This window comes from Parabacteroides sp. merdae-related_45_40 (genome assembly GCF_001915675.1).
Map to the genome: position 1 here is coordinate 13,832 of NZ_MNQY01000124.1, position 16,192 is coordinate 30,023.

Annotated in this window: 14 protein-coding genes; 8 read left to right on the forward strand and 6 right to left on the reverse strand. The window is 43.5% G+C overall.

Going from position 1 to position 16,192, the window contains the following annotated elements; translation table 11 throughout:
* Positions 1-21: 21 nt before the first annotated feature.
* The 5 genes from BHV83_RS17040 to BHV83_RS17060 all read right to left on the reverse strand — a co-directional run bounded on the left by BHV83_RS17040 (position 22) and on the right by BHV83_RS17060 (position 7,532).
* Positions 22-762, reverse strand: coding sequence for a 3-keto-disaccharide hydrolase (locus BHV83_RS17040; RefSeq protein WP_046452367.1), 741 nt, complete (start codon positions 760-762; stop codon positions 22-24).
* Between the two features lie 113 nt (positions 763-875).
* A complete protein-coding gene (gene lpxA, locus BHV83_RS17045) occupies positions 876-1,643 on the reverse strand; it encodes an acyl-ACP--UDP-N-acetylglucosamine O-acyltransferase (RefSeq protein WP_005640830.1) in 768 nt (255 codons plus the stop codon).
* 31 nt (positions 1,644-1,674) lie between these two features.
* Entirely contained in the window at positions 1,675-3,066 is a 1,392-nt protein-coding gene (locus BHV83_RS17050; RefSeq protein WP_122205858.1) for an efflux transporter outer membrane subunit, read from the reverse strand.
* 3 nt (positions 3,067-3,069) lie between these two features.
* Positions 3,070-6,288: an efflux RND transporter permease subunit gene (locus tag BHV83_RS17055; protein WP_005650915.1), complete on the reverse strand. Its 3,219-nt coding sequence runs from the start codon at positions 6,286-6,288 to the stop codon at positions 3,070-3,072.
* A gap of 32 nt (positions 6,289-6,320) precedes the next feature.
* A complete protein-coding gene (locus BHV83_RS17060; RefSeq protein ID WP_039850185.1) occupies positions 6,321-7,532 on the reverse strand; it encodes an efflux RND transporter periplasmic adaptor subunit in 1,212 nt (403 codons plus the stop codon).
* Between the two features lie 377 nt (positions 7,533-7,909).
* Between BHV83_RS17060 and BHV83_RS17065 the strand changes: the two genes are divergently transcribed.
* The 5 genes from BHV83_RS17065 to BHV83_RS17085 all read left to right on the forward strand — a co-directional run bounded on the left by BHV83_RS17065 (position 7,910) and on the right by BHV83_RS17085 (position 12,798).
* A complete protein-coding gene (locus tag BHV83_RS17065) occupies positions 7,910-8,548 on the forward strand; it encodes a DUF7847 domain-containing protein (RefSeq protein ID WP_005646181.1) in 639 nt (212 codons plus the stop codon).
* A gap of 68 nt (positions 8,549-8,616) precedes the next feature.
* A complete protein-coding gene (locus BHV83_RS17070) occupies positions 8,617-9,672 on the forward strand; it encodes a LacI family DNA-binding transcriptional regulator (protein WP_122205859.1) in 1,056 nt (351 codons plus the stop codon).
* Positions 9,673-9,804: 132 nt separating this feature from the next.
* The gene (locus tag BHV83_RS17075; RefSeq protein ID WP_005640818.1) at positions 9,805-10,617 is read left to right on the forward strand and encodes an SDR family oxidoreductase; all 813 of its coding nucleotides are present in this window, start codon (positions 9,805-9,807) and stop codon (positions 10,615-10,617) included.
* A gap of 24 nt (positions 10,618-10,641) precedes the next feature.
* Positions 10,642-11,814 (forward strand): mannonate dehydratase, encoded by a 1,173-nt coding sequence (uxuA, locus tag BHV83_RS17080; RefSeq protein WP_005646177.1) that lies wholly within the window; start codon positions 10,642-10,644, stop codon positions 11,812-11,814.
* 129 nt (positions 11,815-11,943) lie between these two features.
* Positions 11,944-12,798: a M23 family metallopeptidase gene (locus BHV83_RS17085; RefSeq protein WP_122205860.1), complete on the forward strand. Its 855-nt coding sequence runs from the start codon at positions 11,944-11,946 to the stop codon at positions 12,796-12,798.
* A 9-nt stretch (positions 12,799-12,807) separates the two neighbouring features.
* On the opposite strand, the gene BHV83_RS17090 is transcribed toward BHV83_RS17085, so the two are convergent.
* Positions 12,808-13,407, reverse strand: coding sequence for a MarC family protein (locus BHV83_RS17090; RefSeq protein ID WP_005646174.1), 600 nt, complete (start codon positions 13,405-13,407; stop codon positions 12,808-12,810).
* Positions 13,408-13,594: 187 nt separating this feature from the next.
* On the opposite strand from BHV83_RS17090, the gene BHV83_RS17095 reads away from it, so the two are divergent.
* From BHV83_RS17095 to BHV83_RS17105, 3 genes are read left to right on the forward strand one after another with little or no spacing between them, the layout of a single operon-like run.
* Positions 13,595-14,266: a YczE/YyaS/YitT family protein gene (locus BHV83_RS17095; protein WP_005646172.1), complete on the forward strand. Its 672-nt coding sequence runs from the start codon at positions 13,595-13,597 to the stop codon at positions 14,264-14,266.
* Between the two features lie 48 nt (positions 14,267-14,314).
* The gene (locus tag BHV83_RS17100; protein WP_005646169.1) at positions 14,315-14,869 is read left to right on the forward strand and encodes an RNA polymerase sigma factor; all 555 of its coding nucleotides are present in this window, start codon (positions 14,315-14,317) and stop codon (positions 14,867-14,869) included.
* 59 nt (positions 14,870-14,928) lie between these two features.
* On the forward strand, positions 14,929-16,089 hold the full coding sequence (locus BHV83_RS17105) for a FecR family protein (protein WP_005646167.1): 1,161 nt from the start codon (positions 14,929-14,931) through the stop codon (positions 16,087-16,089).
* Positions 16,090-16,192: the final 103 nt, after the last annotated feature.

Here is a 16,192-nt window from a genome sequence, read left to right on the forward strand (position 1 = left end):
TTAGCAGATTTAAACCATAACTTACTTCAATTCCCGAATCTTGATATTGCGGAACCAGATCGGATAACCATGATCCTGCAAACCGATATACCCTTCATGGGAAATGCCTTCCTGGAAGCCTTGGAAATCTTTGAATTTGCTATTGGCAACCATATCATCCCATTCTTTGCTCCACAAGGTATACTGAACGACCTTCTTTCCATTCTGGGTATGCGTCACTTTGCCATCCTTCACCTTGATCACAATCGTGTTCCATTCGCCGGCAGGTTTTACCGTTTTCGGATCGGCAGGGAGCATATCATACAAAGAACCGGCAAGGTGGTTTGCCAGCTTGTTGTCGGTTGCATCCACATTATCCAGAACCTGTACTTCGGGAGCTGCATAATAGATCGGTTTGCCCGGAACTTCGCGTACATAATAGAAGATACCTGAATTTCCCATTTTACTGGTTTTCCAATCTACAGACAGCTCAAAGTTCTTGAACTTCTTTTCCTTATACAGGATATCGCCTCCTGCACCGTGTCCAGGTTTTTTGCCCGGAGCGGTAAAGACTTTCATCGCCTCGTCTTCGATTACCCAGTTCGGGGCCATACCGGTACTGTTACATTGTCTCCAACCGGTAAAATCTTTCCCGTTGAACAGCAAAGTCCAACCTTGTTTCTTTTCTTTTTCAGTCAACGTGTTATTCGCTTTTTGCGCAAAAGAAGGGACAGCAGCCATAACTGCTAAAAGAACCACAAACGATTTAAATAAGTTTTTCATGTTACATTTCATTTTTAGATTAGACATTGAGAATATAAAACTCAACAAAGATAAATAAAAAAAGAGCTGCTCCATAAAGAACAACTCTTTCTTTTCTGTCGGATAATCCTATTTTATTTGATGATGCCCAATTTCGAAGCACTGATGAAGTCGATGATATGCTGGATTTCGTCGCTCATCGGCACCTGGTCCTTAATCATCAGCAAGGCATCGAATATACTGGTGTTACCTTGATAGATGATACGGTAAGCATGGCTGATATGTTTTACGATCTTTTCGCTCATGCCTTCGTGCATCAGGATTACGGAGTTTACCCCGTAATAGGTCGTCGGCTCCAATGCAGCCACGATATAAGGAGGCACATCCTTGCGGAAGCGGCAACCGGTCTGCGTCATCGACCAGGTTCCGACACGACATCCCTGGCTCACCAGCACGTTACCTCCGAAAATCACATAATCTTCAATCATGCAGTTGCCGGAAATCTTGCTCCCGTATCCGAACACACTGTGATTGCCGATATGCGTGTCGTGGGAAACATGCACGCCTTCATGCAGGAAATTGCCATTACCGATAACCGTCTTCCCGCCAGAATTGGTCGCACGGTTGATCACTACGTTTTCACGGATCACATTGTCATCTCCGATTTCGACGATCGTATCATCTCCCTTATAGTTAAAATCCTGCGGTTCGGCAGCAATGACAGCACCATTGAAGATGCGGTTCCTCTTTCCCATACGGGTTCCACTCATGATACTGACATGAGGCATGATCTCGCAGTCATCACCGATTTCTACATTCTTATCGATGTATGCAAACGGATGGACGGTTACGTTCGCTCCTAACTTCGCGCTTGCATCTACATAAGCTAACGGACTAATCATAATAATCACCTTTTAAATTGTCAATTGCTTTTTACTCTCTTCCGCCACCGACGGCACTATATAAATTGATAACAGCCTGCATACGCTGGACATTGTCGGAGACTTCCGTCAACTGCGCACTGAGCAGACTCTGCTGGGCAGAAAGAATTTCCAGATAAGTGGACTGTCCGGATTGGAACAAAGCATTAGTATAGGTTACCGCCTTTTCCAACTCTTCTATCTGAGCCTTGTCCTGGATAAGTTTTCTATTGGTAGCATCATAAAGATGCAAAGCGTCACTCACTTCCTTTCCCGCTTCCAGAATCGTCTGCTGGTAGTTCATCTTGGCAATCTGTTCTTCCGCTTTTGAGATTTTCAGGTTGGCCACCAGCTTACCATTGTTAAAGATAGGCTGTGCCAACGAAGCCAACGCCTGAAACATAAACTGTCCCGGATTGGAAACCGTAACACCCGAACCATTCGTCCAACCGGCTGTCGCCGTAATATTGATTCCCGGATAAAAAGCGGCACGGGCCTTATTAGTCGTATAATAAGCGCTGGCCAATGTCATCTCGGCCACCTTCACATCCGGACGGTTTTCCAACAACTGCAAAGGAACACCAGCCATCAGCTCTTTTGGCATCACCTGGTCTTCAAGCGTACTGCGGTCGATAGGCTGCGGTGCTTTCGCTAGCAATACAGATAAGGAGTTCTCCACTTCACGCACCTGACGCTTCAGTTCGATCAACGAACCGGATACCTGATGGTACACGGCACGCATCTGAACAACTGCGGCTTCTGTTGTCATGCCGGCAACCTTCATCGCCTCCATAGCCCGCACATTTTCTTTGTAGATATCTACCGTCTTGGAAGTAATCTCCACCTGGCGGTCCAACATCAACAGAGTGAAGTAGGCATTGGCGATTCCGCCGATCAGCTGCGAGCGTATCGCTTGCTGCGTGTACTGGCTCTGCAAGTAAGCGGCTTTCTGCCCGCGGCTCGCATTCAATAGTTTACCAAACAAATCGACTTCCCAGCTAGCTGCCGCCGGCAAGGTATAGGCTTTCACATACCCCGTATTTTCCATTTTGGTTATGGTTCCTTGCGGAGCCAGATTCAAAGAAGGGAGGAAAGACAGGCGAGCGGAAGTCAACAACAATTTGGCCTCCTCTACCCTCAGGATAGCGGCTTGCATATCCACATTGTTTGCCAATCCCTCTTCGATCAAGGCCTGCAATTTAGGATCACGAAAAACTTCCTTCCAGGGCAGGTTTCCCATATTGGCCGTATCTGTTGCTGCCAACGTGTCGGTGGCAGAGACCGGATCACGGTAGATACCGGAAGTTTCGATCGTATCCGGACGGTCATATGCCTTATAGATATGGCAACTGCTCAAAAGAGCGGTTGCACATACCATATATATAATCTGTTTCTTCATTGTCATCTCTTATTTTGTTTTTGCGTACTGTTCTATTTCCGTATTCATATCGCTGTTATCCAAATCTTCCCATTCGATAGGTTTGAATTTCTCCTGCAAGTACTGGAATACCACAAACAAAACCGGAACAATAAAAATCTGGAAGATCATACCGATGAACATACCTCCGATGGCGGCAGTACCCAAAGTACGGTTACCGTGAGCACCTACACCGAACGCGAACATCATAGGCAACAGACCGACTACCATAGCCAACGATGTCATCAGGATAGGACGTAGACGAGCGGCAGCACCTAAAACGGCAGCCCACGTGATACTCATACCCATACGGCGACGATCAAGGGCAAACTCTACGATCAGGATGGCGTTCTTCGCCAACAAACCGACCAACATGATCAAGGCGATCTGCATATAGATATTGTTGGACATCGTACCTAAGATCATCTTCAAAGCCGGGATATTACCCAAAGCAGCCCATCCCTGTACGAACAGGAAGCTACCCATCAAACCGAACGGAATGGAAAGCAATACTGCCAACGGCAGAATATAACTTTCATACTGGGCGCTCAGCAGCAAATAAACGAATACGAAACAGAGCAGGAAGATCAAACCGGTCGTGCTGCCGCTGGTTTCAGCCTCTTCACGCGCCATACCACCCAACTCGTATCCGAAACCGGTCGGAAGTGTCGTACCGGCAACCTCCTCGATCGCTTTCAATGCTTGCCCACTGGTGTATCCATCCGCCGGCGCAACCATCACTTTAATAGATGTATACATATTGAAACGGCTGATAATATCCGGTCCATACACTTTCTTGATAGACACGAACTGCGAGATTGGAGCCATTTCGTTTCCATTGCGGACTTTGATATTCTTCAACGATTCCAAATTGGTACGCAAAGCCGGATCAGCCTGGACCATCACACGGTACATCTTACCGAAACGGTTGAAGTTGGAGGCATACAAACCACCATAATATCCCTGCATGGTTGCCAGAATATCACTCGGACTGATACCCACCTTCTTGCAGGCAGCCGCATCGATATCGATCATATACTGCGGGAAGTTAGGGTTGAAGGTACTCTGTGCCGACTTGATTTCAGGACGCGCTGTCAAAGCAGCCATATATTGCTTCGTCACATCGAAGAATTTTTCCAGATCACCACCAGTCTTATCCTGCATGTTCAACTCGATATCACTGGATGCGGAATACCCTGGGATCATAGGCGGAGTAAAGAACAGCACCTGTGCATCCTTCACAATCTTTTGCGCACGCATGAACAAACTGCCATACACAATATCCGAACTCTGCATCATGGAACGTTCTTCCCAATCTTTCAACTTGATAATGAACGAACCGTATGAAGGCCCCTGGCCACCGATAAAGCTGAAACCAATAATGGCCGTACGCGATTTGACTGCCGGGTCGGCAGCGATCAGGCTATCCACCTTGTTCATCACCTCTATCGTACGTTCCTGGGAAGTTCCCGGAGGCAGCGTCACCGCTCCCATGATCGTACCGGTATCTTCATTCGGAACCATACCTGTCGGGGTCACATTCATCAAAACAACAAGCAGGACGATACATCCGGCAACGATACCAAACGAAAGCCATTTCTTTTGGATAAAGAATACAACACGTTTTTTATAGCTGTTCAGCAAAGAGTCGTATGCGGCATTGAAAGAAGAGTGGAAACGGGAGACGAAAGTCGATTTCTTCTCATGCCCTTCTTCGTGCGGCTTCAAGAACATCGCACACAGAGCCGGACTCAGCGTCAAGGCGTTCAATGCAGACAAACCGATCGAGATAGCCATCGTCAAACCGAACTGGCGATAGAATGTACCGGCCGTACCGCTCATGAAACTTACCGGAATAAACACGGACATCATGACCAACGTAATGGAGACGATAGCACCGCCCAGCTCGTTCATGGCATCGATAGAAGCCAGTTTCGCTGATTTGTATCCCTGATCCAGCTTGGCATGGACACCCTCGACGACCACGATCGCATCATCGACCACGATCGCAATGGCGAGCACCATAGCACAAAGAGTCAGCAAGTTCAAGCTAAAGCCGATCAGCGATAGCATGAAGAACGTACCGATCAATGCTACCGGGATCGCGATAGCCGGAATCAAAGTCGAACGTAAATCCTGCAAGAAGATATACACAACGATGAATACCAGGATGAAAGCTTCAATCAATGTCTTGAGCACCTCGTGAATAGAAGCGTACAAGAAGTCGTTGGCATTCATACCGACGTCGATCTTCAAGCCCGGAGGCAATATCTTTTCTGTTTCTTCCAGCAGGTTCTGGATATTATTGATGGTTTCCGTCGCATTGGTTCCTGCCATCTGGTAAACGATACAGGTTACGGCGCTATGGCCGTTTACTTTATTGACAAAGTTATAAGTCAGACGTCCCAATTCGATATCGGCGATATCTTTCATACGGAGCACTTCACCATCCGGCAAAGCTTTCACGACCATGTTCTCAAATTCGCTTACTTCCTGCAAACGTCCCTTATAACGGATCGTATACTGGAAACTCTGGTTACCCCGTTCACCAAACGAACCAGGAGCGGCTTCCACGTTCTGCTCAGCCAAGACACCTGCAACGTCATTCGGAACCAGTTTATACTGTGCCATCACATCCGGCTTCAACCAAATACGCATGGAGTAGTCGGTTCCTAACACATTCGCATCCCCCACACCTGGTACACGCTGTACTTCCGGAATCAGGTTGATCTTGGCATAGTTCTCGATAAATCGCTGGTCGTAACGGTCCTCGGCATCATAAACAGAGAACACGATCAACATGGAGTTCTGACGTTTCTGAGTCGTCACACCGATCTGGGTTACTTCGGCCGGCAGCAAACCTTGTGCCATCGAAACACGATTCTGCACATTGACGGCAGCCATGTCAGGATCGGTACCCTGTTTAAAATAAATGGAGATTTCGGCCGATCCGTTATTCGAAGCCGACGAAGTCATGTACATCATGTTCTCCACACCATTGATCTGATCTTCCAGCGGCGCAATCACACTATTCAATACCGTCTGTGCGTTTGCCCCCGTATAAGTAGCTTTCACCGAAACGGTTGGAGGGGCAATATCCGGATATTGGGTAATTGGCAAGGACAGCAAGCCTAATATACCCAGTATGACAATCAAGATGGAGATCACCGTTGAGAGCACCGGGCGGTTTATAAATCTATCTAATTTCATATCTTCTGTTTTTAACGAACAAATGGAAGTTATTAATTAAAAGCGGTCTTCAGATTACCTTCGTTCTGGTCTTTCAAGGCCTGATCATATTTCGCTTTCTGCTGTTCCGGCGTGATCGGCTGAATAGCCTGGCCGTCATGGAGGTTCTGTACGCCTTCAATCACGATTTTGTCACCGGATTTCAAACCATTTGTCACCAGGTAATTCTTCCCGTCATCCAGATTAGAGATCTGAATCTCCGTATTCTTCACGGAATTGTCCGCCTGCAAGACGAAAACAAACTTTTTGTCCTGGATTTCGACAGTAGCGGACTGAGGGATAATAATAATCCCATCCATCGTGTATGGGAATATGATGTTGCCGGTACCGCCGCTTCTCAATATATTTTTATCATTCGGGAAAACAGCACGCATGCTGACAGACCCGGTTGACTGGTCGATTACACCGCTAACGGCATCGATCTTGCCTTCCGACTGATAAGTTGTGCCGTCAGACAGCTGCAAGCGGACAGCCGGCATCTTTTCCAGCTGTTCTTTCAAAGTGCCCCCGGCTCTTGTCAGACGCAGCAGCTCTTTCTCCGTCATAGAAAAATAAACATACACGTCGTTGATTTCGGATACGGTTGTCAACGGCTGCGAAACAGAAGGGCTGACCAGACTTCCGATACGGTACGGAAATGTACCGACAACGCCATTCGACGGGCTTGTCACCGTACAGAAAGATAAATTCTGATTTGCGCTTACCAAAGATGCTTCTGCCTGAGCCAGGCTTGCCTTGGCAGACATAAGCTGGTTGACCGCTGTCTGATACTCAAAATCACTGATAATCTTCTGATCGAACAAAGCCTTTTTATTCTTTTCGGTCAGGGTCAAAGTAGCGACATTGGCTTTAGCCATCTCGACAGCCGCTTTTGCCTGTCCGACCGCAGCAGCATACTGGGTCGGATCGATCTGGAACAAAGCCTGCCCTTTACGAACTGTTGCTCCTTCATCCACACATAACTTAACGATAAAACCCGAAACCTGGGGGCGTACCTCAATATCCTGCGTTCCTCTGATCGTCGCCGGATAGGATGTTGTCTGGTCGCTCGTTGTCGAATTGACAGCAAGGACAGCAAATTCATTATCCCCTAACTTCATACCGCTTTGATTGTTCCCGCAAGCGGTTAATAAAGATACCCCTACTGCAAACAATGCAATTTGCCTTAATTGGGTAATAGTAGTTCTCAACATTTGTTTATCCATATTCATTATTATATATCTTCTATACTATTCTTGTTTTAGTCATTAGAAGGCCATCAAAAAGCCATCGCAACGGGTGAGATCCGCTGCATCCATAGTAAAAAAATTCCACAACGATGCTGTCCTAAACTTATGGGTTCATAGCCTATTCCTCATAAAAAGCGTACAAATGTAGAATCTTTTTGTTGTACTTTTTCCGTTTATACAATCTTTTATACTAAAAAATTGCTTATTTTATATTTCTGTATCAGAGATATATTGAGAATTTGACCAATCGAAAATATATTCGTTTAAATTGATACATAATTTTAACACAGAATTTGTTTATTCAATAATTTATCCTAATTTTACGGCTTATATAACCTAAATAATCAATTCATATGGAACCAAAGTTTATGATATCGGAAGTGTTCGGCACTTCATGGAAGTACACTAAATCTCAGATCTGGGTACTGGTAGGGCTGTTTATCGGATATTTTATCCTGTCATCAATCATTAGTCTGTTCGGTATGCCAGCGCAAGGTTCGATGGTCGGTAAGATCATCGTGAATCTGATCAGTGCCGTCATATCCAGTGCTTTCATGTTGGGCTACATAAAAAATCTGTTCCAGACAATGGATGGAGAAGAACCACAGTTTTCCGCATACGGGCAGCAATCCCGTAAAATCTTCACTTATCTTATTGCCAGTATCATTATGGGGATCGCAGTGGCTATCGGAATATTCTTACTGATTGTTCCGGGTATCTATCTGGCTATCCGCCTGCAATTTTATTCTGCCTATATCGTAGAGGAAGACTGCGGAATTATAGAATCACTGCAAAAAAGCTGGGACTTGACTAAAGGACAGGGGATGCCGTTGTTTTTATTACTGTTGGCCATGATCGGCACTGCGATCGTCGGTTGCATCTTGTTCTTCGTCGGACTCTTTGTCGCCGTTCCTCTTATCTATATGATGCAGTGCTACACATTCAGAAAATTAAATACGATTTCAACAGAAGAAGAAGTACAACAACTATAATATCAAATCATAAATAGACAACAGCCCGCAAAAATAAACATTCTGCGGGCTGTATAGCTTTCCGATCTATGGGTAAGACATATAGAATCAAAGACATTGCAGAGATGTCCGGAGTTTCGACCGGAACCGTCGACCGCATATTGCACAACCGAGGCAAAGTATCCGAAGAGGCACAGAAAAAAGTAGAAAAAGTTTTAAAAGAAATAGACTATCACCCGAACCTGATAGCCCGTTCCCTTGCACTAAAAAAGAACTACCATTTTATCACACTGATTCCTTCTTTTACAAAAGGCGAATATTGGGATAAACTTTGCGAAGGAATAGATAAAGCAGAGCAGGAACTTTTCAGCTACAACGTAGAAGTCGAACGTATGTGCTTCAATCAATACGACAAAAGCAGTTTCGACGAGCTCATTCCCCGGATCGAAAAAGCCGACTGTCAGGGAGTCGTGATTGCAACACAGTTCCATGACAGTGTCGTCAAGTTGGCATCCCGGCTGGATCAGTTACAAATACCTTACATACTGATAGACGCATTCATTGAAAACACCAATTGCGTGGCCTATTACGGGACCAACTCGTATGATTCCGGATACATTGCCGGCCGTTTGCTATACGAACAAATCAACCCGACCGAAAATATCGCAATCTTCCGCTTTATCCGCAAAGGAGAAATGCAGGTAACCCAGGTCATGAAACGCGAGGAAGGCTTCAGGACTTATCTGGCAGAAAAGAACTATAACGGACGTATCTATTCTGTACAATTACATGCCGACGAACCGGAAAAGAACATAAGCATACTGAATACTTTCTTAGAAGAGCATAAGGAGGTGAACGCTGGTATCATATTCAATTCCCGTGCCCACTTACTGGGAAAATACTTCCGTGATAAAGGAGAGAATTTCAGATTGATCGGCTATGATGTGATAGACCCGAATATCACTTGCCTAAATGACGGTTCCATCACGCACCTGATCGCCCAACGGCCGGAAGTGCAGGGATTCAATTGCATACGGGCACTGTTCCGCCATTTAGTCCTCAAAGAAAAAGTGGAACAGATCAATTATATGCCGATTGATATCCTGATGAAAGAGAATATCAAATACTACAACAATTATATTTGAAAACATAAAAAGGTATTTTTTATCCGTTTTCTTTTTGTTTGATAAATAAATACTATACTTTTGTGCCCAATGTGTGCGCGAGCACAATAAGATAGTAACAATGAAATTATCACAATCATAAACAATAAAAATATGGCTAATTTATTTTGCGTTAAAGACAAAGTTGTCATTATTACCGGTGGAGCCGGGATCTTAGGCAGAGGTATTGCTGGTCATCTTGCTGAAGAAGGTGCTAAAATCGTTATTCTTGACCGTGCAGCCGAAGTTGGTGAACAAATTGTAGCCGACATCAAAGCTAAAGGAGGAGAAGCAAGCTTCTTCCTGACCGACGTATTAAACAAAGAAATTCTGGAACAGAACAAAAAAGATATCCTGGCCAAATATGGTCGTATCGATGCATTGCTGAATGCAGCCGGCGGTAATATGGCTGGCGCGACTATCGGACCGGACAGCACGATTTTCGACCTGAACATCGACGCTTTCCGTAAGGTGGTAGACCTGAACCTGTTCGGAACAGTTCTCCCGACAATGGTATTTGCCGATGTAATGGCTAACCAAAGAGAAGGTGCTATCGTTAACTTCTCTTCCGAATCCGCCTTGCGCCCGCTTACCCGCGTCGTGGGTTATGGTGCTGCCAAAGCCGCCATTTCCAACCTGACTAAATACTTGGCCGGTGAACTGGCGATCAAATTCGGAGAAGGTTTGCGTGTAAATGCAATTGCTCCGGGATTCTTCCTGACGGAACAGAACCGTACTTTGATGACAAATCCGGACGGATCTTACACTCCACGTGCTGAATCTGTCATTGCACATACTCCGTTCAGACGTCTGGGTACACCGGATGAATTATTTGGTACAATCCAATACTTGATCAGCGACGCTTCCAAATTCGTAACCGGAACAATCGCTATCGTAGACGGTGGTTTTGATGCATTCTCTATTTAATCTCACAATTAAAAACAAGACATTATGTATTTATGTGAACAAACATGGCGCTGGTACGGACCGAACGATCCTGTTAGTCTTTCCGATATCCGCCAAGCCGGCGCTACCGGAATTGTAAATGCCTTGCATCATATCCCGAACGGAGAAGTATGGACTGTCGAAGAAATACAGAAACGCAAGGATATGATCGAAGCAGCCGGCTTACGCTGGAGCGTAGTGGAAAGTGTTCCCGTACACGAACATATCAAAACACAAAGTGGAGACTTCCAGAAATATATCGACAACTATAAAGAAAGTATCCGTAACTTGGCTGCATGTGACATCCGTGTGATTACTTACAATTTTATGCCGGTTCTGGACTGGACCCGTACAAACTTGGCTTACACCATGCCTGACGGCTCTAAAGCATTACGTTTCGAACGTGCAGCTTTTATGGCTTTCGATCTCTACATCCTGAAACGCCCTGCTGCAGAACAGGAATATACAGACGAAGAAAAAGCAATCGCAAAAGCCCGTTTCGACGAGATGAGCGAAGATGACAAAGCACTGCTAGTACGCAATATGATCGCTGGCCTGCCCGGCTCCGAGGAAAGTTTCACATTGGATCAATTCCGGGCCGAACTGGATCGTTACAAAGACATCGATGCGGAAAGACTCCGCGCCAACTTGATTTATTTCCTGAAAGAGATTACTCCGGTTGCCGACGAAGTAGGCGCACGTATGGTTATCCATCCGGATGATCCTCCCTACTCGATCTTAGGCTTGCCCCGTATCTTGAGCACTGAAGAGGATTTCCGCAAGTTGATCGAAGCCGTACCAAACAAAAGCAACGGTTTATGCCTCTGTACCGGCTCATTCGGTGTTCGTGGGGATAATGACCTAGCCGGTATGATGAAACGGTTCGGTGACCGTATCGACTTCGTCCATATACGTAGTACCAAACGCGATGAAGCCGGAAACTTCTTCGAAGCAAACCTGCTGGAAGGAGACGTAAACGTTTATGAAGTAATGAAAGCCCTTCTTGAAATCGAGCAGGAACGCGGTTGCTCAATCGCAATGCGTCCGGATCACGGGCATCAGATGATCGATGACTTACACAAGAAAACTAATCCAGGTTATTCCTGTATCGGTCGTTTGCGTAGTTTGGCTGAATTGCGTGGTTTAGAACTGGGTATTGCCTGTTCTTTATTCAAATAATGAGTGACGAGTAATCACAAATAGTTTGGCATTGAAAGGCGTCTGATTCTTTTTCGGACGCCTTTTTCATTTTACCTCTCTCCCGTTTCACTTTTTTTCCTATTTTTGTAGTGTCAATAATTTTACAAAATGTCTAAAACACACTACAGCATATTGTCAGTCATATTATTACTAGTGTTAAGCGCATGCCATTCTTTGTGGACGGCTCAAACGCAGCCTGCCCCGCAGCAGGAATCAATCCTGGTCCTGCCAACAACGGATATTCCTCTTCCAAACACAGATTTTGCTTTTCTGTTTCCGGAAGAACCGAAACTGTACGAACAAACATCTCCCCGCAAAAATATAACAGTAAACTTCTCCAACAGAGAAAAAAATGATATTGCCGTAACGGATCCGCTCCTGATGGCAGATGAGAATTCGATGCTTATCGATTTAAGCCTGATACAGAAAGAAGACTATGCTTTCCCTTTACCCGGCGCAAAAGTAATCTCTCCATATGCCGGACGTAGAAAACACCATTCGGGTGTAGATTTGAAAACTTGCGCCAATGATACGATCATATCAGCATTCGACGGAATCGTCCGTCTAGCTAAGCCTTATTATGCATACGGAAACGTAATTGTTGTACGCCATTACAACGGATTGGAAACAGTCTATAGCCATAACTCCAAAAATCTGGTCAAGCCGGGAGACTATGTAAAAGCCGGACAACCGATTGCACTGACCGGACGCACAGGAAGAGCTACGACGGAACACCTTCATTTTGAAGTACGGGTAAACGGGCAACACTTCAATCCGAATCTGGTATTCGACCTGCAAGAACGGAAACTTAACAATCAATGCCTGGTATTCACCCAAAAAGGTGGCAAAATTGCAGTGAAGCCCGTCGAACTAATGCCTCATCAGTTTGCAGGCGACTACAGTTACTCACCTGCCTCCTGTAAAAACAAGGAACAGATAGAAAGCAAAAAGGAAACTCTGTAACCCCCTTTTTCAATGCCCCTGCAAAGCTTCTATCAGAAGATTGATATTAACGGTAAACAAGCGGACTGATATCGCCAACAAAATAATACCGAAGAACTTCCGGATAATATAGATTCCGCCTTTTCCAAAAAAGCGTTCGATACGGGCTGTCATGCGAACGACAAAATAGACCCATATCATATTCAGTATTAAGGCTATCACAATATTGACACTAGCATACTCCGCCCTCAAAGATAATAATGTGGTAAACGAACCGGCACCCGCCAGTAAAGGAAAGACCAACGGAACCAGTGTCGCCTCCTTTATCGGTCCCTGATTTTTAAAGATTTCTATATCGAGTATCATTTCCAGTGATAACAGGAAAATAACAAACGAACCTGCCACTGCAAACGATTCGATATCCACATGGAAAAGCCGTAGCAGGACATCGCCTGCGTAGAAGAACCCGATCATCAACAAAAAAGAGATAACCGTTGCCTTCATAGCATTCACGTCCTTACCCTTTTCTTTCAAATTGATAATAATTGGAATGGAACCAATAATATCAATCACAGCAAATAACACAATGAATGCACTGATCATTTGCTGAAAATCAAAACTTTCAAACATAAGATACCCTTTTAATTGCTCTAAAGGTACAAAATCTTTTCCAAGAGTCGACTGACAAATAGTAACAATCGCTTCGCTAGACAACGTTTTTTCATACTAAATCAGAATCTCTTCACGAAAAAATAGCGACCTTTGCGTACACTTATATTGCTCCAAGCAAGAAAGTAATTAAATGTTGTCGGGAGATATGGATATAAAAACGATTTTAAAAAAGTATTTGGTATTTGTCTTTGGATTATATTTTTTAGCTGCAGGAATTGTCCTAATTATACATTCCGCTTTAGGAACGACTCCTATTTCAAGTGTAAATTATGTGTTAAGCCTCAACAGCCCTCTTTCTTTAGGGACCTGTACCTTTATCGTAAACGTATTGCTGATACTAGGACAGTTCTGGTTAATCCGAGGGACGAAAAGTCGTCAAGACCAAATATCTATCCTGTTGCAAATTCCATTTTCGTTCATATTTTCAACATTCATAGATTTCAATATGTCACTCGCTGAAGACCTGCATCCATCCAATTATATAACGTCGATTGCGCTGTTACTGTTGGGTTGTCTCATCCAGTCTATTGGTGTCGTATTAGAAATCAAACCCCAGGTTGCGATGATGAGTGCAGAAGGATTCGTCAACTACGCCGCCCGCCGTTACAATAAAGAGTTCGGAAAATTCAAGGTCATTTTCGATTTCACTTTAGTAACGGTCGCCATCATTTTATCACTGATCTTCACTCAACGGATCGAAGGAGTCAGAGAAGGCTCTCTGATAGCAGCCTGCATCACAGGCTATATCGTGAGTTTCCTGAACAATAAAATCATGACTCGAAAAATGCTTTCCAGGATTTCTTCCATACTGAAATAGTTTTTTTCTTATTTTTGTGCTTCATTAGAAAAGAAGATCCGTTTTTAAGTGAGTAAAATAGGCGAACACGAAGAAGATCCAATCCTGTTATTTTCATTTCTGAAAGGAGACAATAATGCTTTTTCATCGATATACAATAAATATGTCGATGAGCTATTTGCATATGGCATAGGATTAGGATTCGAAAGAGAAACACTCAAAGACGCCATACAGGATACTTTCTTCAAATTTTACACCAACAAGAAACAGTTGGAAGGTGTTACTCATCTGAAATATTACTTATTTCGTATGCTTAAAAATCGCCTGTTCGATATATATAAGTCTTCAAACAAAGAAAATATCGTAGACGTAACCAATTTGCCTTTTTTAATCGAACCGTCCGTCTTAGATGAATTGGTTGCAAACGAGGATAAAGCTGCGATTGAAACAGAAATAAAGAATTTGTTGGAAATACTAACTGACAGACAAAAAGAAGCTGTTTATTTACGTTTTATACAAGAATTAGAGTACGAAGAAGTTGCCAATTTATTGGATATGACTGCTCCTGCAGTAAGAAAACTTATCTCCAGAGCAATAAAACGCATGCGTGACGAAAAATTTTAGAAAAAATGGGAACAAAAAAAATTCCGGATCGTCTATTCTATATAAATTGATTTGAAAGTATGTTGTCGAACCAGTGGTTACAAAATAAATCTTTTATACAATGGAGATTATTCCCTTCTGAAGAAGATAACCTCTATTGGGAGAAATTTATCCAAGACAACCCACATTTCCAAAATGAAATAGAAGAAGCTATAAGGATATTAAAATCAATAAAATTGAATACTCAAAAACTTTCTCCAGAAGAGAAACAGGAAATATTTGCATTAATACAAAAAAATATAGAAAAGAAAGACAAACAACGTCACTTCCGGATATATCTGACCGTATCGGCAGTTGCTTGTATCGTCCTATTTCTGGTTTTACTACAACCACTATTTACTGGCAAAAACAAGATTTCACACAAAAACATGCTTGTTGTTGCAGATACAACCTCTGTCAATCAAAAAGATATACAATTAGTACTGGCCAATAACAGGACCATTACTTTTGAAGAAGATGCTGATATCAAATATGATAAAAAGGGTGGTATTATTGCAAATACTGGAATCGAACAAATAAAAGTATCAAAAGAAGCTACTAAAGAAACCACATTAAATACGCTGATCGTTCCTAAAGGAAAACGGTCAAGCCTCACCCTGGCCGACGGCTCCAAAGTATGGGTCAATTCAGGGTCCACACTCAAATTTCCTTCTACATTCAAAACAGGCAAAAGGGAGATCTGGGTAGATGGAGAGATCTATATAGAGGTTGAAAAAAATAAAGCACATCCTTTTTATGTAAATACCTCTCATATGGTAATCAACGTCGTGGGAACTCAATTCAATGTTACAGCTTATGACGAAGATACGGATTATTCAGTCGTATTGGTCGAAGGATGTGTAGATGTCAGCATAGACAAAGAAAAAGCCCGTTTATTACCCAACCAGATGTTATCGGTATCGACAGATCAGATTTCTGTAAAAAAAATAGATGTCAACAATTATATAAGTTGGAAAGAAGGATACCTCCAATTTGCAAGTGAACCTCTATCCAACATACTGAAACGTTTGTCTCGCTATTATGATACCCCTATTGATTGCGACAATAGTATTGCACAGCTAAAATGTAACGGAAAATTAGTATTATTCGATAATATCGAAGATGTCATGAAAACCATATATAACACAATACCGATCCAATATTCACACGAAGCAGGCCGGATATTGGTTCGAAAAAAATAAAGAGAGTCATAATTGCTAACTTATAAGTCTAATTTAAAATTGAGATGCCTATGAAACATATATCATGAAAATAAAAAATGCCGGACAATATTGGCGTATTCCC